Source organism: Bradyrhizobium sp. CCBAU 65884 (assembly GCF_028128835.1).
Lineage (GTDB): Bacteria > Pseudomonadota > Alphaproteobacteria > Rhizobiales > Xanthobacteraceae > Bradyrhizobium > Bradyrhizobium ottawaense.
Genome location: NZ_LBJU01000133.1, coordinates 61,580 through 85,653, shown reverse-complemented (window position 1 = coordinate 85,653; position 24,074 = coordinate 61,580). Strand labels below are relative to the sequence as shown.

Genomic DNA, 24,074 nt, shown 5'->3' with positions numbered 1-24,074 from the left:
AAGTGGGCGCGGCTGCGGGGCGCTCCCGCTTTTATGCCTTCCCTGATCCATCCCCGTTGGCTAGACAGGCAGGGTCACCTCTGCCCGCCGGGCGCCGTCCAACCGATAACGACCGATAAAGAGACGACATGAGCGACGTGATCAAAACCGATGTGCTGATTATTGGCGCCGGCCCGTGCGGTCTGTTCGCCGCCTTCGAGCTTGGCCTTCTCGACATGAAGACGCATTTCGTCGACATCCTCGACAAGGTCGGCGGCCAGTGCGCCGAGCTCTATCCGGAAAAGCCGATCTACGACATTCCCGGCATTCCGCAGGTTTCGGGGCAGGGCCTCACCGACGCGTTGATGGAGCAGATCAAGCCGTTCCATCCGACCTTCCATCTCGGCGAGATGGTCGAGACCGTGGAGAAGATCGGCGATCCCGCCTTTCGTTGCATCACCGACGCGGGCAAGGTGTTCGAATGCAAGGTGCTGGTGATCGCGGCCGGCGGCGGCTCGTTCCAGCCCAAGCGTCCGCCGGTGCCGGGCATCGAGGCCTATGAAGGCACTTCAGTCCATTACGCCGTGCGCAAGATGGAGACGTTCCGTGACAAGAACGTGCTGGTCGTCGGCGGCGGCGATTCCGCGCTCGACTGGACGCTCAATCTGCATCCGATCGCGAAGCGCATCACGCTGTTGCACCGGCGTGACGAATTTCGCGCCGCGCCCCACAGCGTCGAGCAGATGCGCGCGCTGGTCGCCGGCGGCAAGATGGATCTCCGGCTCGGCCAGGTCACCGCTCTCTCAGGCACCGAGGGCAAGCTCACGGGCGCCACCATCAAGGGCAACGACAACAGCGTCACGGAAGTCGTCTGCGATACCATGCTGCCGTTCTTCGGGCTGACCATGAAGCTCGGCCCGGTCGCGAACTGGGGCATTGCGCTGGAGAACAATCTGGTGCCGGTCGAGACGTCCGCATTCGAGACCAATGTTCCCGGCATCTTCGCGATCGGCGACATCAACACTTATCCCGGCAAGATCAAGCTGATCCTGTGCGGCTTCCACGAGGGCGCGCTGATGTCGCAAAAAGCCCATCGCTACGTCTATCCGGAGAAGCGGCTCGTGTTCCAGTACACGACCTCGTCCTCCAGCCTGCAAAAGAAGCTCGGTGTCAACTGACGGCGGCGGGGTGGGGAGGGGATGCCCCATGTTTCTGGCGCTGGAACCGTTCGCGAAATCGCCGTAGTCTGCGGCCATTCCGGTCGTGGAATAACAAGGTGACCTAATGCGGATTTTTTCCAGCTCTCGGCTGCTCCCCTTCCTCGCGCTCGCATTGTCGCTCGCGACGGTGACGCCGTCTGCGGCACAAATCGCCGAGCCCACGGCGGCGGGCCTCTGGCAGAAGGTCGAGGACGGCAAGACGGTCGGATGGTTCCTCTTTATCGACCATAACGGCATCTTCGAAGGCGTGATCGCAAAGACCTTCCCGCGGCCCGGCGATGATCCGAACGAGATCTGCGCCAAGTGCACCGACGATCGCAAGAACGCACCGGTGCTCGGCATCTCCTTCGTCCGCAACATGAAGCGCGAAGGATTGAAGTACGAAGGCGGCAACGTTCTCAATCCGCGCGACGGCCAGATCTGGAAGGCCAACATGAAGGTCAGTCCTGATGGCCAGACCCTGACCCTGCGCGGCTATCTCGGCATCGCGCTGCTCGGCAAGGACGAGGCCTGGACGCGCCTGCCTGACACCAACATCGCCCAGGTCGATCCCGCCATCGTCGCAAAATATCTGCCCGCGCAGGCTGCGGCCACCAAGCCGCCGGCGCCGACGAAGAAGAGTGGCGGAACGATGATGGCGCCGGCGCCCAAGCAGTAAGGGTGTCCGTCGTGCGCTGGGCCGCCTGATCGGCAGTAGCTCCACACATCGTCGTTATTCCTCGCGCAGGCGGGACGACGGAGAGTCGGCGGCGGCCATATCCGCCGAAAGACCAATGCGCCGCGGGCCCGCTCCAGTAGTTGCCCGGAATGCATGCTGGCGCCGGATTTGCATAGCTATCCGCAGAGCTGCTGGGGGAATGAGTCGCTGCCCTCCGCGCCTTTCGCGCAAGCTGCGGAAGGCGGGCGGCGTGCGTTGTCCCACGCGGCGATCACGTCGACCCGCGGAGACGATATGCGACCTCCAAGATTGCGACTTGCAAGATTGCGACCTGCAAGATTGTATGCGGCGCCCTTGCTGGGCCTCGCCGCGCTCGTGACGACATCGGCGCAGGCGCGCGATGACGGACGCTATGCCAACTCGCCGTTGAAGCCCTGGTTCGAGAGCCTGTACAGCGAATACGGGCAATGCTGCACGGATGCGGACGGCTACGTCATTGCCGACGTCGATTGGGAGTCCGATCACGGCCGCTTCCGCGTCCGCATCGACAACGAGTGGGTCGTGGTGCCCGACGGTGCCGTCATCACCGTGCCGAACAAGATCGGTCGCACCATGGTGTGGAAGCACTATATCGACGGCCATCCGCGGGTACGCTGTTTCATGCCGGGCAGCATGACCTGAAAACGCTGACGGCGCCCGCATCAGATGCAGGCGCCGAAGGCGAAGGGGAGGCTTAGCGCGCTTCGCTTCCCGAGCCGGCGCTCGCAAGCTGCTTCACGCGCGGCGACAACACCGAGACCTGTGCGGGCGAGGCGGGCATGCCGGCGACGGTCATCGCCGGCGCGGTCGACTGCTCCTCGACGCCGGCGCCGCCGAGCACCTGCACCTGCGTCGCCGAGATCGGCAGCGACTTCACTTCGTAAGAGGGAAGCTCACTGGCGAAAGCACCGGTCGAGCTCGCAATCGCGGCACTGGCGACGGCAATCATTGTGAGAACACGCATTGGAAAATCTCCGTTGAAGGTGTCAATCGGAGGTTTGGTCGTGGCGATGCCGGGCCAGGTTCGCTTGTGAGAGAACATTCCCGTGGCCGTCGACGAACATATTGATTGCTTGATGCGCAACGACGAAACGAGGAAGAAGTTTTTGGCGCCAATGTTTCCGGACGGTTTCGCCGCATCGATCGAAGCAGCTCGCAGCTAGCTTGTCTGCAACTCCAGATGCGCAGATATGGTCGGCGCGGCGGTCACCGGAAAACGCAGGCTCATGCTCGTGCCGCGGCCGGGTGACGACGAGATGATCAGTTCGCCGCCGTGGGCCGCCATGATCTCGCGGACGATCGACAAGCCGAGGCCCGTGCCGTCGCCGGCGGTGTTGCCGGTCTGAAACGGCTCGAGCAGTTTGTGTTCCGCGCCATCGGGCAGGCCCGCGCCGTCGTCGTCGATCGAGACGCCGTCGCGGCCGAGCGTGGCGACGATGCGTCGCGCGCCATGGGCGTGGATGAGCGCGTTGCCGACGAGATTGGCAAGCGCGCTGCGAATCGCGGCATCCACGCCCTGCACAAGGAGCGGACCTTTCTCGGCCTGTTCCAGCGCGAGCTCGATGCCGGCGTCCAGTGCCGAGGGGCCGAAATCGGCCAGCACGTCCAGAGTGATCTGGGCGAGATCGATCGGCCGTTTTTCGATCGCATGATTTTGCAGCCGCGCCAGGTCCAGCATGGCGGAGACCAGCGACGTCAGGCGCCTGATGTCGCGCACCAGCTCGACCTTCAGGGCCGGCTCGGACACGTCCTCGACCTTCGCGCGCAGCAGCGTCAGCGGCGTGCGAAGTTGGTGGGCGGCATTGCCGAGGAAGCGGCGCTGCATCCTGATATAGGCATCGATCTCGCCGAAGGCGCGGTTCAGCGCCTCGACCAACGGCTTCAATTCGCGAGGGACCTCGGACAGGGAGATCAGACCTTGCGGTGCCGACGGGTCGATCGCGAGCGCGCGAAGCGCCACCCGTTCGATCCCGCGCGAGACGAAACGTGCAGCAAGCGCTGAACCGACGGCGACGGTCGCCGCAAAGGCCAGCGCCACCAGGATGATCGAAAAAATCCTGTTGACGAGGAAGTTCCCGGCCATTCGTCCGAAGCGGACCTGAGGCTCGCCGACCATCATCGCGAGCTGCAATGAGCCCCTTTGCGCGACGGCGAGGCAGAAGGTGCTCTTCTGGTCGAGTGTGTTGAAGACCGATGAGCCGACAGGCCCGTGATAGGGAAAGGCGAAGGGGAGGGCCGGCCGGCGTTCGCTGCCGTACTCGCTGACCATGTCGCCTGCGGACACGACGTACCAGAGTTTCGGGCTGTCGGCCTTCAACTCCGCGAGTGCGGAAGTCGGGCGTATCGTCAGGTTTCGCCCATCGATCTCGGTAGCGCGATCGAGAACAGCGGCGACGACCCGGCAGGCCCTGAACTCGCGTTCCTCCAGCGGGTACCTCGAGACGAAGATCGCGACCATGATCAGGAAGATCATTGTCGCGGCGATGCCGAGCGACAGCGCAAACGTTCGGGCGATCGACGTCATCGCGGCGTTGCCAGCCGCAGGATGTAGCCGATGCCTCGCATGCTGCGGATCTCGACATCGCCGCCGAGCTCGAGCAATTTCTTCCTCAGCCGCGAGACCTGAGCTTCCAGCGTGTTGGATTCGATCTCGTCGTCGAAGCCATAGATCTCTTCGATCAGGGCGGCGCGGGTGATGACGCGGTCGCGTCGCATCAGGAGCGCGCCCAAGATCAGCGCCTCGCGCCGCCGCAGCAGGATCTTGGTGTCGGCAACCACCGCCTCGTTGCTGCCGAGATGCAGCTCCACATTGCCGAGCGACAGCACCGAAGGGGCGAGCAGCCGGGGTCGCCGCAGCACCGCGCGCACCCGCGCGATCAGCTCCTGCGGCTCGAACGGCTTGCCGAGATAATCGTCGGCGCCGCTATTGAGGCCATCGACGACATCCTCCTTGGCGTCCTTGGAGGTCAACATGATGATGGCGGGGCGTTCCGGCGATCGGCTCAGCGCCGTGACCACCTGGAGCGCATCGCCGTCGGGCAGCATGCGGTCGACGATCGCGAGATCATATTTGAAGTTGTCCAGCGCCTGGCGGGCATCGGCAATCGAGCCGACGAGATCGACGATCCCGTGCAATTGCCCGAGCAGGCGGCTGACATAGGCGCCGATCTGCGGTTCGTCTTCGATTACGAGGGAACGCACGCGGGTCGTCCTTGACTCTGCTGGGCAACAAAACCCCGAGCGTGACGCTCCCTGGCCGAAGTCTGGCGTTTCGGCTCCTGCGCAGGGTTCCCATAAAGGCAGCGAGCTTGGCGAATAAAAGGCAGCGGTGACGGCGCTGGCCGGCACCGGCGGTCAAAGTTTGGCGGCGTGAGCGCCGCGCGGCAATGTTCGGGCAATGTTGGTTCGGCGGCCGCCGCCACGTGCGCGCCGGGAGCATGGTGGGGCGGCGGTTCTCGCCTTGCAATCTTGGGGCAATTTTGCCGGACCACATACTGGAGCTCCAACCACACGAGTCGACCAGGCCAGGATGGCCGGTCCGGGGCCCTGTAATGAAGCATTTTGACGACGCCGCTCTTCGCCTCACGGTGAATGTGAGGCTCACGGCCACCTTGCTCGCCGCAATCGGCGCGATCATGGCGATCCCTCAATCCGCATCGGCGCAGACCGCGTTCACGCTGCCGGCGCCGCCATTCGAGCTGCCGATGCTGCCTTCGCCTTCTGGAAACTGGACGGTCATGGTCGGCATCGGCGGCGAGTACATGCCTGACTTCGTCGGATCGAAGAACGGCAGGTTCATGCCGATCCCGATCTTCTCCATTCGCCGCGCCGGATCGATCGACCAGTTTCGCGGGCCGCGCGACAGCGCCAGCATCGCGCTGCTCGACGTCGGCAATTTTCGCGCAGGGCCTGCGTTCAAATACGTCGCCTCGCGCAAGGCCGACAAATATGCCGAGCTGACCGGCCTTGGCGACGTCAAGGCCGCCTACGAGCTCGGCGGCTTCGTCGAATATTATCCGGTCGACTGGCTCCGCCTGCGCAGCGAATTGCGCCAGGGCGTGGGCGGCCATACCGGCACCGTCGCCGACATCTCTGCCGACGTCATCGTGCCGCTGATTCAGAGGTTGACGATCTCGGCCGGCCCGCGCTTCACCTGGAAAAGCACCAAGGCGACCGCTCCCTATTTCGGCGTCGACGCCGCGCAGGCGCTGGCGTCGGGATTGCCGACATACAATGCCAAAGGCGGCGCGCACTCGGTCGGCTTCGGCAGCCAGGTCTCCTATCGCATCAATCCGCAGTGGGAGGTCCATGCCTATGTCGAATACGAGAAGCTGCTCGGCGATGCCGCGGACAGTCCGCTGGTGAAGCTGCGGGGATCGTCGAACCAGACCACCGTCGGTCTCGGCGCGTCGTATTCGTTCGATTTCAGGATCCGATAGGTCACCATGCGTCGCACTGCTTTTCTATGGATTGGCCTCGCAGCCGCTTGCGTCGCCCTCGGCGCCGCGGCGGCGTTCGAGACGCGGGCGAGCCGGCTCCAGGCGATCAAGACGGTGGGCATCGTCTCCGCCATCGGCGAAGAGATGAGCCTTTCACAGGCAGGCCTTACCAAGCTCGGCTCCACCGGGCAAAGCGCCTCGATCAGTGCATGGGGGCTGGATGAGCTGATCGTCCAGCAGGTCACCCGGCTGCTAGGCGGACGCTATCGCGTTCAGGCCGTCAACTACACCCGCGCCGCCTTCGCTGCTGTCAGAGATTCGGCGGTCACGCCCGTCAATCTGCTGCGGAGCGATCCGTTCAAGGAGCTGGTTCGCACCGACGTCACGCCCCAGGGACTGGATGCGTACATCGTCATTACCCGCGCGAAATCGAAACTCGGAAACGGTCGTAACGTCGAGGGGGTCGGGATCGCCGAATACCGGACGCTGCTTGCGGACTACGGCCTGATCCACGCGCTGTACGAGGTCCGCGTCATCGACGGCAAGACGTTCGACGTGATCGAGAAGAGGGCGGCCGCGCCGCTCGACAACACCGGGACCATAGGGATCGCCGGCCCGAGCTGGCCGGTGGAAGGGAACTTTGACGGTCCGGCTTCGAGCGAACGGCTGCGCGCGGCGATTGCGGACCTCATCACGCGCAGCCTGCCCGTCACGCTGGACGACATGCATCTGATCGGTGGTCAGTGAAGCCGGCTGGCGGCCTCAGGTCACCGGCGCGGGATTGAACAGCGTCAGATCGTTGTGGATGCCCCAGCGGTCCGACCATGGCTTGGTGCGGCCGGAGGCGACATCGAGGATCAGGCGGAACAGGTCCCAACCGGTCTCCTCGATGGTCTTCTCGCCGGTGGCGATGCGGCCTGCGTCGAAGTCGATCAGGTCTTTCCAGCGCCGCGCCAGCTCGCTGCGGGTCGCGACCTTGATGACGGGCGCGGCCGCAAGGCCGTAGGGAGTGCCGCGGCCGGTGGTGAACACCTGCAACGTCATGCCGGAGGCGAGCTGAAGCGTGCCGCAGATGAAGTCGGAGGCGGGGGTTGCCGCGAACAGCATGCCCTTCTGCGTCGCCTTCTCGCCGGGGGAGAGCACGCCGGTGATTGCGCTCGAGCCGGACTTGACGATCGAGCCCAGTGACTTCTCGACGATGTTGGCGAGGCCGCCCTTCTTGTTGCCGGGCGTGGTGTTGGCGCTGCGATCGGCACCGCCTCGCGCGAGATAGGAATCGTACCAGGCCATCTCGCGCACCAGTGCGCGGCCGACGTCCTCGTTGATGGCGCGTCGCGTGAGCAGCTGGATGGCGTCGCGCACCTCGGTCACTTCCGAGAACATCACGGTGGCGCCGGCACGCACCAGCAGGTCGGCGGCGAAGCCGACGGCGGGATTGGCGGTGACGCCGGAGAAGGCGTCGCTGCCGCCGCATTGCAGGCCGATGACGAGATCGGAGGCCGGGCAGGTCTCTCGGGTGCGCTTGTTGAGAATTTTCAGCCGCGCCTCCGCCTGCGTCATGATCGCATCGACGATGGCGCCGAAGCCGTCGAAGGCTTCGTCCTGCATGCGCACGATGGCATCGCTGACGCCTTCCGGCACCAGCCGCTCCGGTGCGAGCTTCTCGCAGCCGAGGCCGACGACGAGGATCTCGCCGCCGAAATTCGGGTTGAGCGCGATGTTCTGCAGCGTGCGGATCGGAATCACTGCGTCTGGTGCGGTGATGGCGACGCCGCAGCCATAGGCATGGGTCAGCGGAACGACGTCGTCGACATTCGGGTACTTCGGCAGCAGCTCGGCGCGGATGCGCTTCACTGCATATTCCATCGTGCCCTTGACGCATTGCACGGAGGAGGAGATGCCGAGGATGTTCTTGGTGCCGACCGAGCCGTCCGGATTGCGATAGCCTTCGAAGGTGAACCCTTCGAGCGGCGGCAGCGGGGCGGGGACGGCGGTCGAGATCTCGAGCTTGTCGAGGTCGGGGGCATCCGGCATGCGAATGCGTGCCTCGTCGACCCATTCGCCGGCCAGGATCGGCGACAGCGCGTAGCCGATGATCTCGCCGTAGCGGACGATCGGCTGATCTTGCGCGATGTCGACCAGCGCCGTCTTGTGCCCCTGCGGCACGAAGGCGCGCAGTGTCAGGCCGCTGGCAAAGCGGGAGCCGGCGGGAAGCCCGAAATCATTGACCACGATCGCGACATTGTCGCGCTCGTTGAGCTTGATGTAGCGGGGCTGCTCTTTCGCTGCGACGTCCTGGTCCATCTGCGCTTGCCTCCGAAGCCGTAGGGTGGGCAAAGGCGCAACGCGCCGTGCCCACCATGCTTCATACCGAACGTAAGCGGTGGGCACGCTTCGCTTTGCCCACCCTACGATATCTTCCCGGTGGTCAGCCCGGGAACGTATAAGCCGTCTTCACCGTCGTGTAGAACTCGCGCGCGTAGGAGCCCTGCTCGCGGGCGCCGTAGCTCGAGCCCTTCCGGCCGCCGAACGGCACGTGATAGTCGACGCCGGCGGTCGGCAGGTTGACCATCACCATGCCGGACTCGCTGTTGCGCTTATAGTGCGAGGCGTATTTCAGGCTGGTGGTGCAGATGCCGGAGGCGAGGCCGAACTCGGTGTCGTTGGAGATCGCCAGCGCCTCTTCGTAGTTCTTGGCGCGGATGACGGCGGCGACCGGGCCAAAGATCTCCTCACGCGCGATGCGCATGTTGTTGTTGGCTTCGGTGAACAGCGCCGGCTGCAGGTAGTGGCCGGGGTTCTCGCGCTTGAGCAACTCGCCGCCGAACGACAGCTTCGCACCCTCGTCCTGGCCGATCTTGATGTAGCGCAGGTCCTGGTCGAGCTGGCTCTGGTCCACGACGGGGCCGATATGCACGCCGGCCTTGAGCGCGTCGTCGACCGACAGGCCGTTCAGGCGCTCGGCCACCGCCGCGACGAATTGGTCGTGAATGCCTTCGGTGACGATCAGGCGGGAGGAGGCGGTGCAGCGCTGGCCGGTGGAGAAATAGGCACCGTTGACGGCGACCTCGACGGCGGTCTTGAGGTCGGCGTCGTCGAGCACGACCAGCGGATTCTTGCCGCCCATCTCCAGCTGGAACTTCTTCATCGGGTTCGAGAGCACGCAGGCCTGCGCGATCTTGCGTCCGGTCTGCACCGAGCCCGTGAAGGAGATCGCCGCGACGTCGGGGTGGTCGAGCAGGGTCTGGCCGACCACCGAGCCGGAGCCGACCACGAGGTTGAACACGCCGGCGGGAATGCCGGAGCGGGTGATGATTTCGGCCAGCGCGTGACCCGAGCCCGGCACCAGCTCGGCCGGCTTGAATACCACGGTGTTGCCGTAGCAGAGCGCGGGCGCGATCTTCCAGGCCGGGATCGCGATCGGGAAATTCCAGGGCGTGATCATGCCGACGACGCCGACCGGCTCACGGGTGAGCTCGACGTCGAGGCCGGGACGCACGGAGGCGCCCTTCTCGCCGATCAGGCGCAACGCCTCGCCGGCGAAGAACGCAAAGATCTGGCCGGCACGCGCGACCTCGCCGATGCCCTCGGGGAGCGTCTTGCCCTCCTCGCGCGCGAGCAGGCGGCCGAGCTCTTCCTTGCGGGCGAGGATCTCGAGGGAAATCTTGTTCAATGCGTCATAGCGAACCTGCGGCGTCGACTGCGCCCAGGCGGGGAAGGCGGCCTTGGCGGCTGCAATGGCCTTCTCGGTCTGCGCCTTGTCGGCCTTGGCGTATTCGCCGACAACGTCGTTGGTGTTGGAGGGGTTGATGTTCCTGGTGACGCCGGAGCCATCGACCCATTCGCCGCCGATGAAGTTCTTCAGGATCGCAGTCATCTCATTCCTCCAAGTCGTTTAAGGGGCATGATCCCTATCGGAAAACCGGTGCCCACTTTTCCGGGATCATGCCTGAAGTTTGTCTAACGCACGAGGCACGGACGCTTGTCGTCAAAGGTCCAGCCGGGGATCAGGTCCTGCATGGCAATAGCGTCATCGCGGGCACCGAGTCCATGCTGCTTGTAGAGGTCATGCGCCGCGTCGATGGCGGCCCTGTCGATTTCGATGCCCAGGCCCGGGCTATCAGGGACGGCAATCTTGCCGCCCTTGATCTGGAGCGGCTCTTTGGTGAGCGCCTGGCCGTCCTGCCAGATCCAATGGGTGTCGATCGCAGTGACCTTGCCGGGGGCGGCGGCGCCGACATGGGTGAACATGGCCAGCGAAATGTCGAAATGGTTGTTGGAGTGCGAGCCCCAGGTCAGGCCGTTGTCACGGCAGGTCTGCGCCACCCGCACCGAGCCCTGCATGGTCCAGAAATGGGGATCGGCGAGCGGAATGTCCACCGCGCCGAGACGCAGCGCATGGGAGAGCTGCCGCCAGTCGGTGGCGATCATGTTGGTCGCGGTCGGCAGGCCGGTGGCGCGGCGGAACTCGGCCATGATCTCGCGGCCGGAAAAGCCGGCCTCGGCGCCGCAGGGGTCCTCGGCATAGGCGAGGATGCCGTGCATGTCCTTGCATAGGCGGATCGCCTCGTCGAGCGACCAGGCGCCATTGGGATCGAGCGTCACGCGCGCGTTCGGGAAGCGCTTTGCGATCGCGGTGACGGCCTCGATCTCCTGCTCGCCGCGCAGCACGCCGCCTTTCAGCTTGAAGTCGGCGAAGCCGTAATGGTCGTGGGTGGCTTCCGCGAGCCGCACCACGGTCTCCGGGGTCATCGCCTCCTGATGGCGGAGATTGAACCATTCCGCCTTGCCGGTCTCGCCCTGGACGTAGTTCAGCTTCGACTTGCGCCGGTCGCCGACGAAGAAGAGATAGCCGAGCGTCTCGACGCTATTGCGTTGCTGGCCTTCGCCGAGCAGCGCGGCGACGGGCAAGTTGAGATGCTGGCCAAGCAGATCAAGCAGTGCGGATTCGATCGCGGTGACCGCGTGGATCATGACGCGAAGATCGAAAGTCTGCTTGCCGCGGCCGCCGGCGTCGCGGTCGGCGAAGGCGGTGCGGACGTCGGCGAGGATGTTGTTGAGCGCGCCGACGGTCTTGCCGATCACGAGATCGCGCGCGTCCTGCAGCGTCTGCCAGATCTTCTGCCCGCCCGGCACCTCGCCGACGCCGGTGTGGCCGGCATTGTCGGTGAGGATGACGATGTTGCGGGTGAAGAATGGCGCATGCGCGCCGCTCAGATTGAGGAGCATGCTGTCGCGGCCCGCGACCGGAATCACCCGCATCGCCGTGACGACAGGGGCGCCAGAGATATCGGTCACGGCCATCGCTCGCTCCTCGCTGTTGCCGCCCTATTCTGCCGCCTGTTGTGTCGATCGGATGGCGGGCAGATTCTTCACCAGCGCGGTCACCTCGGCGATCTCCTGCTCGGTGAGGTCGGTAAGCGGCGGGCGGACCGGGCCGGAGTCGCGGCCGATCACCTTCATGCCGGCTTTGATGATCGAGACGGCATAGCCCTTCTTGCGGTTGCGGATCGCGATCAGCGGCAGGATGAAGTCCTTCAGCCCGGCCTGGATCGTGGCATGGTCGCGCTTGCGCACCGCGGCGTAGAAGTTGGTGGCGAATTCCGGCACGAAATTGAACACGGCCGAGGAATAGGTCGTCACGCCCATGTCGAGATAGGGCAGCGCGAAGGTCTCGGCGGTCGGCAGGCCGCCGACATAGGTGAGACGATCGCCGAGCTTGGTGTAGACGCGGGTCATCAGCTCGATGTCGCCGATGCCGTCCTTGTAACCGACGAGGTTCGGGCAGCGCTCGGCAAGCCGCGCGAGCGTGTCGGGCTGCAGGATCGCGTTGTCGCGGTTGTAGACGATGACGCCGATTTTCACGGCGGCGCAGACCGCCTCGACATGGGCGGCAAGGCCCTCCTGCTCGGAGTGGGTGAGGTAGGGCGGCAGCAGCAGCAGGCCGTCCGCGCCGGCCTTCTCCGCGCCGATTGCGATCTCGCGGGCGATCGCGGTGCCATAGCCGGTGCCGGCGAGCACGGGCACGCGGCCCTTGGTCTCGTCGACCGCGACCTTGACGACTTCAGGGACCTCGGTCGGCGTCAGCGAGAAGAATTCGCCGGTGCCGCCGGCGGCGAACAGGCCTGCGACATCATAGCCGCACAGCCAGTCCATGTTGGCGCGATAGGTCGCCTCGTCGAAGGAGTAGTCAGCCTTGAAGGGCGTGACGGGGAAAGACAGGAGGCCAGATCCGATCTTCTGGGCCATTTCCTGCGGGGTCATCTTGCTCATGGGCGCGCGGCTCCCTCATTGCGTGTTGTGGAGGACGCAAGCAGAAGGCTGCGCGTCCATGCGCCGTGGTTTAGGAGACCGTTCGATGCGGGTCCAAGCCAAAGCCTATATCGACCGATGCGAAATGAGCATCAATCTTCCGCGGGCTCCGCAGAGGCCAGTTCGCCGGCGATTTTGACGAGCGCCGACAGTAGCGGATTCTCGTCGTCGCGGCGCCAGACCATGAACAACTCGACGGGGACGCGCGTGCGCAGCTTCAGCGGGCGCAGGCGCACGTCGGAAATCTTCAGGCTCGCAGCCGCCGCCGGCACGATGGCAAGGCCGAGGCCGGCGCGCACCATGGCGAGGATCGAGTGGATCTGGCTCAGATGCTGGACGTAGCGCGGCAGCACGTCGGCACGGGTGAACAGCGCCACCAGGAGATCGTGGAAGTAGCGGCTCTCATAGGGCGAATACATCACGAAGGGCTGGTCGTCGAAATCCTTGATGGTGATGCTGTCGGCATTGGCGAGCGGATGCTTCTTCGGGATCGCGGCGAGCAGGGGCTCGGCGACGACGCGGCGGCTGGTGAGCTCGGGGCGCGCGATCGGCGGCCTGAGCAGGCCGGCGTCGATCTGGCCCGAGGTCAGCGCCTCGAACTGGTCGCCCGACACCATCTCCTTCAGCGAGAAGTCGACCTCGGGCAGTTTTGCGCGGCAGGCCGCGACCAGTTCGGGCAGGAAGCCATAGGCCGCGGCTGCGGTGAAGCCGATCTTCAGCGAGCCGGTCTTGCCGAGCGCGATGCGGCGGGCGACCTGCGAGGCGCTCTCGGCAAGCTTGAGGATGCGCCGCGCCTCCGGCAGAAAGCTGCGCCCCGCCGGGGTGAGGCGCACCGAGCGGCTGGTGCGCTCCAGCAGCGGCGCATCGATGATGTGCTCGAGCACCTGGATCTGCCGGGACAGCGGCGGCTGGGTCATGTTCAGCCGCGTCGCGGCGCGGCCGAAATGCAATTCCTCCGCCACCGTGACGAAACAGCGGAGCTGGTTGAGGTCGAACATCGATACATGCCTTAGATGGATAAGGCGTTTCCCCGGTACTTCTAGCATCGATCATCCCCAAAACAAAGACGGCGGCTTTTGGGCCGCCGTTGAGTTGCCTGGTCAAGCTCCCGTCGGGAGCCCTCAGGAGGAACGTTTGAGCGTCACCCGCTCTATCTTGCCGACGATGACGAGATAGGCGAACGCCGCCACCAGCGCGTTGAGGCCCACGAACACCAGCGCGCCGTTGAACGAGCCGGTCGCGGCCAGGATGTAGCCGATCACGATCGGCGTGGTGATCGAGGAGAGATTGCCGAAGGTGTTGAACAGGCCGCCGGAGACGCCGCCGGCTTCCTTTGGCGAGGTGTCGGAGACGACCGCCCAGCCGAGCGCACCGATGCCCTTGCCGAAGAAGGCGAGCGCCATGAAGCCGACCACCAGCGCCTGTCCATCGACATAGTTGCAGGCGATGATCGACATCGACAGCAGCATGCCGCCGACGATCGGGATCTTGCGCGCCATGGTCAGCGAGCCGGTCCGGCGCAGGATCGCATCGGAGATGATGCCGCCGAGCACGCCGCCGATGAAGCCGCACAGCGCCGGCAGCGTCGCGACGAAGCCGGCCTGCAGGATCGACAGGCCGCGCTCCTTGACCAGATAGACGGGGAACCAGGTCAGGAAGAAATAGGTCAGCGTGTTGATGCAATACTGGCCGAGATAGACGCCGAGCATCATGCGGTTGGAGAGCAGCTGGCGGATGTGGTCCCAGCCGGAGCCGGCCTCTTGCGCACGCGCGCGCGGCAGATCATCCTTGGGCGCGTCGAGATCGACCAGCGCGCCGCCTTCCTTGATGTAGTCGAACTCGGCATCGTTGATCGAAGGATGCTCCTTCGGGCCGTAGATGGTCTTGAGCCAGACCAAGCCCATGACGATGCCGAGCGCGCCCATCACGAAGAACACGAAGCGCCAGCCATAGGCGTGCGCGATCCAGCCCATCAGCGGCGCGAAGATCACGGTCGCGAAGTACTGTCCCGAGTTGAAGAAGGCCGACGCGGTGCCGCGCTCGTTGCCCGGAAACCACGCCGCGACGATGCGGGCGTTGGCGGGGAAGGAGGGCGCTTCCGCGACGCCGACCAGGAGGCGGAGCGCGAACAGCACGACAACAGCCGTGCCGGCGCTGAGGAAGCCGACCCAGCCCTGCATCAGCGTGAACAGCGACCAGATGATGATGCTGAAGGCATAGACGAGACGCGAGCCATAACGGTCGAGCAGCCAGCCGCCCGGTACCTGCGCCGCGACATAGGACCAGCCGAACGCCGAGAAGATCCAGCCCATGGCGACGGGATCGAGATGCAGCTCCTTGGACAGCGCGGGGCCTGCGATCGACAGCGTGGCGCGGTCGGCATAATTGACGGTGGTGACCAGGAACAACATGGTCACGATGAACAGCCTGACGCGAGACCTCCTCACGTCCGCTGCGGACACCACTGCGCTCATCAGGCGCCTCCTCAAGTCGAAATGTTTCCTCGATCCGACTCCTAGAGGCGCGCGCGGCAAAGTGTCCAAGTTCAAGGGGGTATCGATCGATACCGTTTTTGGATTGATGAAACGGCAGGTGAACGAGTGAGAGGCGAGTTTGCGCCACGTAAGCTGCTGCCGTTGTCGCGAAGCTGGTGCCGTTGATTCGCAGCTCTCCGTGTCTTCGCACGATGTACTTGCATTCGTGGCGCGATAGCGCGCGGCGGCACCGTTGAGGGAGCCCGCGCAGGTAGCAATCTGAAAATTGATAGTCAGAAATAACTATCGGCGTCTTTGTCCAGCAACTCGACGACCTTGTTAAGCCGTGGGCTCAATTGCTCATAAAGCGATGCGTACGGTAAGGTTACGTCTTTGATCTTCTTAAGACCATTTATCGCGCGTACATCGGTTAGCTCCATGCACTCCGAGACGTCAAGTATGCGGAGTTGGTCTAGCCCAGCCAAAAACTCTAGGCTCGTGATGTCTGACTCAGTCTCGATCTTCAGCTCTTCTAACTCGCGGCAGAAGCGAACGCCTCGAAAGTTGTCGATATGAGGTGACTCTATGATCTCTAGCTTAGTCAAATGGGGGAAATACTCGAGAAAGTCCAATCCATCCGGGGGATCGACGCTAGTGAGCTTCAGAGTTCGAACGCTCTCTTTGCGCGTAAGGCTGTCGAAGCTCTCGTTGTATGATTTAATCTCGATCTCGCAAAGGCCTTTAAGGGCATTCATAAGATCAAAATCAAAAGCGTCGCGAACTAAAAGTCGGTCGATGTGCGAGCAATTCGATAAAACGACCTTGTTGTACCGATTGCTCTCAAAGAATCGCTTCGCGCCGAGGAGGACATCGTCTACGGCTTTGTCGTTTAAAGTCGCAAAACGCGCGAGGACAGGAAAAGCCTCTTCGTCCATTGTAGCAACGAGAGCGGCGGCGCAATGAGGCCAGTTCTTCTTGAAGCGCGGCGCCGCAAATCTCGACAGGGGTTCTATGATGCTGCGTCCGGCTAGACCTAAATTTTCAGCCTCTTCTACTGTCTTGGGAGGTAGCACCATGCTAAGTTTTGCGGCTACGAAATTCCGCAGTTCGACATTCATCTCGGCTGCTTCCGTAACGCAGGAATGTAGGAAGATTGCCCTATCTCTAAATTGGGAAGTGTTTGGTTTGCCGAGCTGCAGCATGGCTTTCCCGACAATGTATTCCACGAATTCCGAAGGGGCGAGCGCGCTAACGAAAAGGACAACCTCCGCTCGATCTGGAACGAAGAACTCGTAGGCGACGAGCTCTCTCAAGTTGGCATCAACGATACGACGAGCATAAAAGTATTCTTGGAAGGTCTTGTGGGAGAAATCGACAAACCCCTCGTCGGGAGACCGCAATATCTGGCTTCGCTCGGTCAAGAACCGTAGAATGTTACTGGACTTCCCTTCCTCTAACCCTAGCGCCGGCAAGAAGATGCGCAGCTGCTCGGCTACTGCTTCGTGAGGCAATTGGACTGATCTTCTCGCGAAGAAGTATTCGGCTACGAATCCCACTATTTTGAATTTTTGCTGCTTTGTTAGATTGAAGTCAGACGCAATGTTCCTTTCCCTTTCTCGACGTTCTAGGAGGGCTTCTGCTGCAATGTTGTAAAGCTCGCCCCGTGCAGTCGGGACGAATCCCTCCCGGTCTGCGTTTACGAAACATATGAGCGCGCATAAGAGCGGGTTGCTGGATATCGAACGTAGACTGGAGCTCGATGAGAGCGCCTCCTGTAGTCGCTCCCGAGCTGCCCGGAGTCGCTCGAACTGCTGACGATCTTCTGCGTCGTAGGTGTATGCAATCGTACCAGTGCTTCACGAACTCGTTGATTTGGACTATATCCATCGGTTCAACGTGAAGCTCATTGAAATTGTCAGGCTCCGATGCGATCTCAGTAACCACTGAATCGCTCGCGTAGGGGCGACTAGTTATGAAGAACTTTGATTCTGGGAATGCTCTGCTTAGTTCCAGAATCCACGATGTGATGACGCTTCTTCGTTGTTCGGTAACTTCGTCGAAGCCATCAAGAAGAAACAGAAAGCTCCCAGCCTTCAATTGTTGTCGGATCCATTTGGGATCCAGTGCGTCTGCGAGTGCCCCAACCTGAGCTACGAGAATATCCTGACCAAGTGGGAGGGGGCGGTCGGCGTACTCTCGAAAAGCAAAGAATACCGGCGTCATAGAGTGCAGGGCCGTAAGCTGCGGTGGCAGAGAGCGATCTGCAGCATTCATGGCCAGCCATGAGAGTATGGTAGTTTTTCCGGAGCCAGGCGCCCCAACAAGCAAGTTAAACCTAGTATCTAAGATATCGTTTCGGGCCAGTACGTCCTCTACATTTTGGCCGGACGCCTCTTCTGAGGAGCGGTGGCTCGATATCGTCAGGCTGATGTAACCGATCGAAAGATCGTATTTCTTCTCTAACCCTCTAGAATCAATGCCGAATAGCTGAATCTTACGGAAGCGCCTTGCGAAATTCCTGCGATAAACATGCTCGTTCTTGAGAATTTCGTTGTCTGCCGCCGTCGTGACATCATCCAATTTCGATTGAAGACGTGCAATTCGCTCAAGTATAACTTCCGTGTCCTCGAGGATTTTTCGGAATGCCACTCGATTAAACTGAGGAAGAGAGCTCAGGACCGTGATGAATTCCATTAGCAAGAAACGGAAAATCGAAAGTTGAGCAGATCGCTTCAAAAGGCGCTTCTTGGCTTGAGCGTCAAGCTGAGGGGAGCAGGCTTTTAGGATGCGCTCGAAAGATAATCGTTCAGCGATGCAAAGATCATAAAATTCGTCAGTCGAAATGATTTCGATTGAGCTTTCCATGATTTGAAGCGCATCGCCCTTAGGAAGCGCTTTGTGTTCAGATTCAAGAAAGCTCGCTAAGTCGCCGGAAATCCTGTCAGCCAGCTCCTCAAAGAAGCGCTTGGCGCGGCGAGCCTCGTAGAAGTCCTTTGTGTATTTTTCAAAGAAGTCGAAGGTGAGATCTGATGTTAATTTGGCTATTGCACGATCGCCAAGCCATAACGAGACCAGTCCCTTTACGAGCTTCGTTCCTATTGAAGTAAGTAGAAGAAGTTGAGCCACCGAAATCCCCCAATAGATCGTGTTCCTCGGCGCGATCCCTATTCATCAGAGGTTGTACTCGTCTCAGCCGAGTCAGGGAAGTGTACCTTTCGGCTAAAGCATGTTTTGGTTGTCTGCTGAAGCTTCTCTTCTTGGAAGGGGCGAAGGGCTACGCCAAAGGTCGGATGGACCTTTACTGCTGCGCGCTCGGCAACAGCTGCGGCAGAAATCCGCGCGTGACGCCCGGCGGCACGGCATCGAGCCCGAGCACCGCGCTCGCGGCCGGCAGCGCCGCATCCGCCATCGCCGCATGCCCTTCCGCGCTCGGATGCACCGCGCCGCCATAGACGGCGGAGAGCACGCCCCAGGTCGCGTCGTGAATGTCGGTCGGCTGGCTCGCCGCCGGCAATCCCTGCGGATAGGTCATCGCGGCAAAATAGCTGTCATTGGCGTCACGGATCCAGCGCGCGCGGGGCAGATAGGCGCGGTATTCCGAGGCGCCGCGGCCGCACAGCATCGGCTGGCTCGCCGCGCTCACGATATCAGGATTGAAGCTCTGGCCGTTCTCCGCAAAGCAGCTGCGGTCGAATTCGGGGTCGTTGCCCGAATGGGCGCAGAAGCCGTGATCGGCGAACGCCGCCTGATGCGCATCGACGAAGGTCATGCGGTCGGCTTCGGGATCGCGGCACAGCGCGCCGCGGCTGCAGGTGGCAAGCCCCTTCAGCTGCGGCAAGAACTCGGTATCGACGAAGGTCGAGACGCGGGCAAGGCGCTGCGGATCGGCGTTGAAGGCCGGATGTATGTCGAAGCCGGCCCGGCCGCCGCGGCAGGGTACGCCGCCGTCGGCGAGCGCGGGGTTGGCGTAGGAGACATAGACGACATGCGAAAGGTCGCCGCCGACCAGCGGCTTGAGCGCCTCGCGCAGCTTGACGAAATTCTGCGGCAGTTCGCGCGCCAGCGCATCGCGGGAATCGTCGACGCTCGCCATCACGCCGGAGCGGCGGAACAGCGCGCGCTCGGTCGCGGTCTCGACGATCACGTCGGCGACGAGGCCGGAGAAATAGACGTCGTTGGCGCCGACCGAGAGCAGCACGAGGTCGAGCGTGCGATCGGGCTGGCGCTTCTTCGCCGCGGTGAGCGCCTCGCGCAACTCGGCGACCTGTGCGTTCACGCTGGTGTTGCAGACACCGGTCTTGCCGGGTGGGCATTCGCGGGCGCGCTGCGAGCCGAGCAGGCCGTCACCGATGCTGGCGCCGGTGCAGGCGAGCGGCAGGTAGGTCACTGCGATGTGGGTGTAGCGCACCGCGAGTGCGAGGGCGGTGCGCGTCTGGTAGCTGTAGAGCGAGCGGTGGCAGGGCGAGTTGAACCAGAGCGCGCTGTAGCGCTGCCAGTTGGCGAGCGTGTCCGGCGCCTCGCAGGCGCGGCCGCCTTTGAAGCCGTGGCGGCTCGGCCGGTAGTACTGCGCACCGGCGGTGCCCAGATAGGAGCGGAAGCAAAAACCTTCGTCCGACAGCGCCAGTGGCCGGTCCGGATTGCCTTCGCCGGACGCGATGCTGTCCCCGAGGCCGGCGACGAAGATGTCACGCACCTGGATCTCGGTCTGGACGCGCTGGGTCGGATCGGAGCCGGAGGAGACGTCGACGGTCGCGACCGTCTGCTTGCCGTAGCGGACGCGCAAATTGATCGGCTCGGCGCAGTCGAAGGTCGATTGCTGCGGCCCGTCGCCGTCGTCGAACGACCAGGCGCAGGTGGCGCCGACCGGCACCGCGCCAACGAGACGGACGGTGACGGGGTGATCGATCGGGGTGAGGTAGTTTTCCTTGGTGTTGTCGCGGGTGCAGGGCTGGTTGACCCGGCCCTGGAGGTCGATGCAGAGCCGATTGACCATGTTGCGGGCCCACCCGCGGCCTTCGCTCTGGAGCTCCAGCGATTGCTCGGCCGCCAGGATGCTGCGGTTGCGCGCGTTCTCGACATGGAGCAGGAAGTCGCGCTCCTCGCGGAACAGCCGGAAGCGGTTACGCACCTCCCAATTGATCTGCAGGGCGCCGGCGTCCTGAGCGCTCGCGCGCTCGGGCGGCATGGCCGTCAGAATCCCGGCAAGCAACAGGGCGCCTGCGGAGAGGGTACGAAGGAATACAGGGATCATGGCCCGCGTCTTCAACGGCAAAGTTGAGGCGGAAATAAGAGAGCATTGCTCCGCCGCCCGCAACCCCTCCGGGTCCAGATCGTGGCCTACCGCTTGTTGGCCTGGCGCAGTATCCGCTCGCGCTCCATCGGCGTCACCTGCTTGGGCAGATTGGCCTGCGCGCAGGCCTCCGCCAGCCGCCGCCGCTCCTGCCAGGGCTCGACCACGTTCATCCAGAGCTCGCGCGTGCCCATGATGGAGATGGCGAGGCCGAACGGGATCACGAAATAGAGGATGCGGAACACCAGCAGCGTCGCCAGAAGCTGCTCGCGCCCGAATTCGGGCAGCGCCAGCAGCATGGCGGCATCGAACACGCCGATCGAGCCGGGGGCGTGGCTGGCGAAGCCGAGCAGCGTCGCCAGGATGAACACCACGGCCAGCGACATGAAGTCGATCGGCGGATTGGCCGGCATCAGCAGGTACATCGCCGTGGCGCAGAAGCCGAGATCGACCACACCGATCAGGATCTGGACCAGCGTCAGCGGCGCCGACGGCAAAACGACCTTCCAGCCCTTTTGGCCGAGTTCGCGCCGCTTTTCGCCCATGCAGAGCCAGACCAGATAGGCACCGATCGAGGCAAGGCCGCCGAGCGCGATCAGCCGATTGATCGAGGAGGGGAGCTGGTCCATCGAGGACGCCGCATCCGGATGGATCGCCATGCCGATCGAGAGCACGAAGATGTTACCGAGCCAGAAGGTCAGGCCCGACAGGAAGCAGATCTTGGCGACGTCGATCGCGTTCAGCCCGTAATCCGAATAGATCCGGAAGCGGATTGCGCCGCCGGTGAAGACCGTGGCGCCGATGTTGTGGCCGATCGAATAGGACGTGAAGCTGGAGAGCGCCGCAATGCGGTACGGAACGTGCTTCTTGCCGATCGTTCGCAGTGCAAAAAAATCGTAGAAGGTCAGCGTACAGAACGCGAAGAACACGCAGATCGCCGCCAGCCCGATGCTGCCGCGGGGAATCTCGGTTAACGCAGTCAGGATGACCCCGGTATCGATGCCCTTGAGGGTCCGCACCAGCGAGGTGATCGCGAAGGCGATAATGAAGATGCTCGCGGCAACTCCGAGCCGTCGCCAGCCGATCCATCTCTTGAAGCCGCGTTTCAGCGCGGGCAGCAGTCCGTGCATTCATCCTCCCGGCGGGGGGCAAGACCGACCCGGCCAGACATTGGCCAGTCGGGTACGATCACGGCCAAAAGCAGGCATCGATCGCTGGGCATGATCCAGCTCATTTAAGGCAAAAACACCGGCTTGTGCAGCCCTTGACAACAATTGGTTCTGCGTCGGACCGGTCACTTTTGTCATACGCGGTTCACATCGGCGGCGCGTTAAGCATATGAGTCGTGAAACCGGCTCGGCCCCGCGCGTTTCGTATGCCGACATGATTTCAGATGCCGGCGCCGTCCGCATTGTTCCAGCGCAAGCCAGCCGGGTCTTTTTTGGAACGTCGATACCGCGTGCTCGTTGGGCCCCATCAGCAACCGAACATGGTGGAATAAGCGGCTTTTCGTGCAAGCCGCTGCCTTCGTGTTCCACAAAACCGGAAGAGGACGGAACGATGGGACTGTTCACAAAAGACATCAAAACCATGAACGACCTGTTCGTGCATCAGCTCCAGGACATCTATTACGCCGAGCAGCAGCTGACCAAGGCGCTGCCGAAGATGGCCAGTAAGGCCACCGATCCGCAGCTGAAGCAGGGCTTTTTGACGCACCTCGAAGAAACCAAGCAGCACGTCGCGCGGCTCGAAGAAGTGTTCAAGATGCACGGCGTCCCCGTGAAGGCGGTCGACTGTCCGGCGATCGACGGCATCATCGAGGAGGCCGACGAGACCGCCGGCGAAGTCGCCGACAAGGCGGTGCTCGACGCCGCCCTGATCAACGCGGCGCAGGCCGCAGAACATTACGAGATCGTACGCTACGGCAGCCTGATCGCCTGGGCCAAGCAGCTCGGCCGCAACGACTGCGCGACCGTGCTCGCCAAGACGCTGGAGGAGGAGAAGGCGACCGACAAGAAGCTCACCAAGCTCGCAGAGAGCAAGGTGAACCTGCGCGCGGCCAGCTAAGCTTAGGCTTGACCAGCATGGCGCCGCGCGGTGATCCGCGCGGCGTTTGCATGCATGCACTACGTCATCGTTCGGTCGTTATCGAAGCATGGCGGCAGGCTAGAAGCGTATATTCCGCATGGGGCTGCAACCGAGGTGGCAGCATGCGCGCGAGCACCATCAAATATGAGACCTTCGACCACGGAGCCGGCGCGTCGCGTGCCGGTTCGCGTCTTGCGACCTCGCTCACGCTCGCCGCGATGAGCCTCGGCTACGGCGTGGTGCAGCTCGACGTCACCATCGTCAACACCGCGCTCGATGCGATGGGCCGGACGCTCGGCGGCGGCGTTGCCGAGCTGCAATGGGTGGTCAGCGCCTACACCATCGCGTTTGCCGCCTTCATCCTGACGGCAGGCGCGCTCGGCGACCGCATCGGCGCCAAGCGCGTCTTTATGGCGGGGTTCGCCATCTTCACCGCGGCTTCGCTCGCCTGCGCGCTGTCGCCCAATGCCGCCGTGCTGATCGGCGCGCGACTGGTGCAGGGGCTGGCGGCGGCGATCCTGGTGCCGAATTCCCTCGCGCTGCTCAATCATGCCTATCCGGACGACCGCGCGCGCGGCCGTGCCGTCGCGGTCTGGGCTGCCGGCGCGAGCCTTGCGCTCACCGCGGGCCCCTTCGTCGGCGGCGCGCTGATCACGCTGGTCGGCTGGCGCGCGATCTTCCTGGTCAATCTGCCGATCGGGCTCGCCGGCCTGTGGCTGAGCTGGCGATACGCCAGCGAGACCACGCGGGCCCGCTCGCGCGAGATCGACCTGCCCGGCCAGCTGGCTGCGATCGGGGCATTGGGGGCGCTGGCCGGCGCGATCATCGAAGGCGGTGCGCTCGGGTGGGATCATCCGGTCGTGATCGCAGCCTTCGTCGGGGCCGCCGGTCTCGCCGCGCTCTTCATCTGGCGCGAGAGCCGCGCGGCGCAGCCGATGCTGCCGCTGTCGCTGTTCGGCCACCGGCTGTTCGCGCTGACCTCGCTGGTCGGCCTGCTCGTCAACATCGCGATCTACGGCCTGATCTTCGTGCTCAGCCTGTACTTCCAGCGGATCAACGGGCTGTCGGCGTGGTGGACCGGGCTCGCCTTCGTGCCGATGATGGCGGCGGTGCTGCCGGTCAATCTGCTGGCGCCGCGCCTCGCCGAGCGCATCGGCCCGTGCCCGACCATCGTCGTCGGTGCCAGCGTGTCGGCGGTCGGCTGTCTCGGCCTGCTGTGGATCGAAGCCGACACCAGCTATTGGGCGATCTGCGCGCAGATGATCGCGATCAGTGGCGGACTTGGGCTGCTGGTTCCGCCGCTGACCTCGACCTTGCTGGGCAGCGTCGACAAAGCGCGCTCCGGCATCGCGGCGGGCGTTCTGAACGCGACGCGGCAGACCGGCAGCGTGCTCGGCGTCGCGCTGTTCGGCTCACTGGTGGCCGCGGAGGGGTCGTTCATGGCGGGCCTGCATCTAGCGCTGGTCGTGTCCGCGTCCGTCCTGCTGCTCGCTGCCGTCGTGATCGGCCTCGGTGCGCCGGCGCGCGAGGATGAACAATCCGAGTGAATGAACACATCTTCCGTTCACCATTGCC

General features: G+C 63.4%; 20 protein-coding genes. 7 read left to right on the top strand and 13 right to left on the bottom strand.

What is annotated here, in order from left to right:
• The first annotated feature begins 128 nt into the window (after positions 1-128).
• The 3 genes from XI03_RS36825 to XI03_RS36815 all read left to right on the top strand — a co-directional run bounded on the left by XI03_RS36825 (position 129) and on the right by XI03_RS36815 (position 2,538).
• The gene (locus XI03_RS36825; RefSeq protein ID WP_028143288.1) at positions 129-1,157 is read left to right on the top strand and encodes an NAD(P)/FAD-dependent oxidoreductase; all 1,029 of its coding nucleotides are present in this window, start codon (positions 129-131) and stop codon (positions 1,155-1,157) included.
• A 106-nt stretch (positions 1,158-1,263) separates the two neighbouring features.
• Positions 1,264-1,857, top strand: coding sequence for a DUF2147 domain-containing protein (locus XI03_RS36820; protein WP_095425596.1), 594 nt, complete (start codon positions 1,264-1,266; stop codon positions 1,855-1,857).
• Between the two features lie 294 nt (positions 1,858-2,151).
• Positions 2,152-2,538 carry a hypothetical protein gene (locus XI03_RS36815; protein WP_081494309.1) on the top strand — a complete coding sequence of 129 codons (387 nt, stop codon included), beginning with the start codon at positions 2,152-2,154 and terminating at the stop codon, positions 2,536-2,538.
• A gap of 52 nt (positions 2,539-2,590) precedes the next feature.
• Here XI03_RS36815 and XI03_RS36810 read toward each other — a convergent pair whose 3' ends face one another.
• From XI03_RS36810 to XI03_RS36800, 3 genes are all read right to left on the bottom strand, one after another.
• Positions 2,591-2,860: a hypothetical protein gene (locus XI03_RS36810; protein ID WP_161966406.1), complete on the bottom strand. Its 270-nt coding sequence runs from the start codon at positions 2,858-2,860 to the stop codon at positions 2,591-2,593.
• 195 nt (positions 2,861-3,055) lie between these two features.
• The gene (locus tag XI03_RS36805) at positions 3,056-4,420 is read right to left on the bottom strand and encodes a sensor histidine kinase (RefSeq protein WP_271594864.1); all 1,365 of its coding nucleotides are present in this window, start codon (positions 4,418-4,420) and stop codon (positions 3,056-3,058) included.
• On the bottom strand, positions 4,417-5,097 hold the full coding sequence (locus XI03_RS36800; protein WP_271594863.1) for a response regulator transcription factor: 681 nt from the start codon (positions 5,095-5,097) through the stop codon (positions 4,417-4,419). Before XI03_RS36800 ends, XI03_RS36805 begins: the two co-directional genes overlap by 4 nt.
• 350 nt (positions 5,098-5,447) lie before the next feature.
• Here XI03_RS36800 and XI03_RS36795 point away from each other — a divergent pair, with 350 nt between their 5' ends.
• Both XI03_RS36795 and XI03_RS36790 read left to right on the top strand, forming a co-directional pair.
• Complete coding sequence (locus XI03_RS36795; protein WP_161966407.1) at positions 5,448-6,335, top strand: MipA/OmpV family protein; 888 nt, start codon at positions 5,448-5,450, stop codon at positions 6,333-6,335.
• A 6-nt stretch (positions 6,336-6,341) separates the two neighbouring features.
• Positions 6,342-7,082 carry a hypothetical protein gene (locus XI03_RS36790; RefSeq protein WP_152102683.1) on the top strand — a complete coding sequence of 247 codons (741 nt, stop codon included), beginning with the start codon at positions 6,342-6,344 and terminating at the stop codon, positions 7,080-7,082.
• 15 nt (positions 7,083-7,097) lie between these two features.
• Here the strand turns inward: XI03_RS36790 and garD are convergent, their stop codons facing one another.
• The 10 genes from garD to XI03_RS36740 all read right to left on the bottom strand — a co-directional run bounded on the left by garD (position 7,098) and on the right by XI03_RS36740 (position 21,541).
• Positions 7,098-8,639: a galactarate dehydratase gene (gene garD, locus XI03_RS36785; protein ID WP_038971697.1), complete on the bottom strand. Its 1,542-nt coding sequence runs from the start codon at positions 8,637-8,639 to the stop codon at positions 7,098-7,100.
• A 124-nt stretch (positions 8,640-8,763) separates the two neighbouring features.
• Entirely contained in the window at positions 8,764-10,212 is a 1,449-nt protein-coding gene (locus XI03_RS36780) for an aldehyde dehydrogenase family protein (protein WP_271594862.1), read from the bottom strand.
• Between the two features lie 83 nt (positions 10,213-10,295).
• A complete protein-coding gene (gene gudD, locus XI03_RS36775) occupies positions 10,296-11,639 on the bottom strand; it encodes a glucarate dehydratase (protein ID WP_271594861.1) in 1,344 nt (447 codons plus the stop codon).
• Positions 11,640-11,663: 24 nt separating this feature from the next.
• Complete coding sequence (kdgD, locus tag XI03_RS36770) at positions 11,664-12,608, bottom strand: 5-dehydro-4-deoxyglucarate dehydratase (protein WP_018317335.1); 945 nt, start codon at positions 12,606-12,608, stop codon at positions 11,664-11,666.
• 131 nt (positions 12,609-12,739) lie between these two features.
• Positions 12,740-13,645 carry a LysR substrate-binding domain-containing protein gene (locus XI03_RS36765; RefSeq protein WP_018317334.1) on the bottom strand — a complete coding sequence of 302 codons (906 nt, stop codon included), beginning with the start codon at positions 13,643-13,645 and terminating at the stop codon, positions 12,740-12,742.
• Positions 13,646-13,768: 123 nt separating this feature from the next.
• Complete coding sequence (locus XI03_RS36760) at positions 13,769-15,121, bottom strand: MFS transporter (protein ID WP_271594860.1); 1,353 nt, start codon at positions 15,119-15,121, stop codon at positions 13,769-13,771.
• A gap of 293 nt (positions 15,122-15,414) precedes the next feature.
• A complete protein-coding gene (locus XI03_RS36755) occupies positions 15,415-16,632 on the bottom strand; it encodes a hypothetical protein (protein WP_271594859.1) in 1,218 nt (405 codons plus the stop codon).
• A 79-nt stretch (positions 16,633-16,711) separates the two neighbouring features.
• The gene (locus XI03_RS36750) at positions 16,712-18,247 is read right to left on the bottom strand and encodes an NACHT domain-containing protein (protein ID WP_271594858.1); all 1,536 of its coding nucleotides are present in this window, start codon (positions 18,245-18,247) and stop codon (positions 16,712-16,714) included.
• A gap of 172 nt (positions 18,248-18,419) precedes the next feature.
• Positions 18,420-20,372 carry a hypothetical protein gene (locus XI03_RS36745; RefSeq protein ID WP_271594857.1) on the bottom strand — a complete coding sequence of 651 codons (1,953 nt, stop codon included), beginning with the start codon at positions 20,370-20,372 and terminating at the stop codon, positions 18,420-18,422.
• 86 nt (positions 20,373-20,458) lie between these two features.
• Positions 20,459-21,541 (bottom strand): lysylphosphatidylglycerol synthase transmembrane domain-containing protein, encoded by a 1,083-nt coding sequence (locus XI03_RS36740; protein WP_028143274.1) that lies wholly within the window; start codon positions 21,539-21,541, stop codon positions 20,459-20,461.
• 430 nt (positions 21,542-21,971) lie between these two features.
• Here XI03_RS36740 and XI03_RS36735 point away from each other — a divergent pair, with 430 nt between their 5' ends.
• The gene (locus tag XI03_RS36735) at positions 21,972-22,478 is read left to right on the top strand and encodes a YciE/YciF ferroxidase family protein (protein ID WP_271594856.1); all 507 of its coding nucleotides are present in this window, start codon (positions 21,972-21,974) and stop codon (positions 22,476-22,478) included.
• A gap of 143 nt (positions 22,479-22,621) precedes the next feature.
• On the top strand, positions 22,622-24,046 hold the full coding sequence (locus tag XI03_RS36730; protein ID WP_271594855.1) for an MFS transporter: 1,425 nt from the start codon (positions 22,622-22,624) through the stop codon (positions 24,044-24,046).
• The last annotated feature ends 28 nt before the right edge of the window (positions 24,047-24,074 follow it).

Bases quoted from the DNA above. Each gene is read 5' to 3' on its own strand.
- XI03_RS36825 (WP_028143288.1), top strand. From the start codon at position 129: ATGAGCGACGTGATCAAAACCGATGTGCTGATTATTGGCGCCGGCCCG.
- XI03_RS36820 (WP_095425596.1), top strand. From the start codon at position 1,264: ATGCGGATTTTTTCCAGCTCTCGGCTGCTCCCCTTCCTCGCGCTCGCA.
- XI03_RS36815 (WP_081494309.1), top strand. From the start codon at position 2,152: ATGCGACCTCCAAGATTGCGACTTGCAAGATTGCGACCTGCAAGATTG.
- XI03_RS36810 (WP_161966406.1), bottom strand. From the start codon at position 2,860: ATGCGTGTTCTCACAATGATTGCCGTCGCCAGTGCCGCGATTGCGAGC.
- XI03_RS36805 (WP_271594864.1), bottom strand. From the start codon at position 4,420: ATGACGTCGATCGCCCGAACGTTTGCGCTGTCGCTCGGCATCGCCGCG.
- XI03_RS36795 (WP_161966407.1), top strand. From the start codon at position 5,448: ATGAAGCATTTTGACGACGCCGCTCTTCGCCTCACGGTGAATGTGAGG.
- XI03_RS36790 (WP_152102683.1), top strand. From the start codon at position 6,342: ATGCGTCGCACTGCTTTTCTATGGATTGGCCTCGCAGCCGCTTGCGTC.
- garD (WP_038971697.1), bottom strand. From the start codon at position 8,639: ATGGACCAGGACGTCGCAGCGAAAGAGCAGCCCCGCTACATCAAGCTC.
- XI03_RS36780 (WP_271594862.1), bottom strand. From the start codon at position 10,212: ATGACTGCGATCCTGAAGAACTTCATCGGCGGCGAATGGGTCGATGGC.
- gudD (WP_271594861.1), bottom strand. From the start codon at position 11,639: ATGGCCGTGACCGATATCTCTGGCGCCCCTGTCGTCACGGCGATGCGG.
- kdgD (WP_018317335.1), bottom strand. From the start codon at position 12,608: ATGAGCAAGATGACCCCGCAGGAAATGGCCCAGAAGATCGGATCTGGC.
- XI03_RS36765 (WP_018317334.1), bottom strand. From the start codon at position 13,645: ATGTTCGACCTCAACCAGCTCCGCTGTTTCGTCACGGTGGCGGAGGAA.
- XI03_RS36760 (WP_271594860.1), bottom strand. From the start codon at position 15,121: ATGAGCGCAGTGGTGTCCGCAGCGGACGTGAGGAGGTCTCGCGTCAGG.
- XI03_RS36745 (WP_271594857.1), bottom strand. From the start codon at position 20,372: ATGATCCCTGTATTCCTTCGTACCCTCTCCGCAGGCGCCCTGTTGCTT.
- XI03_RS36740 (WP_028143274.1), bottom strand. From the start codon at position 21,541: ATGCACGGACTGCTGCCCGCGCTGAAACGCGGCTTCAAGAGATGGATC.
- XI03_RS36735 (WP_271594856.1), top strand. From the start codon at position 21,972: ATGGGACTGTTCACAAAAGACATCAAAACCATGAACGACCTGTTCGTG.
- XI03_RS36730 (WP_271594855.1), top strand. From the start codon at position 22,622: ATGCGCGCGAGCACCATCAAATATGAGACCTTCGACCACGGAGCCGGC.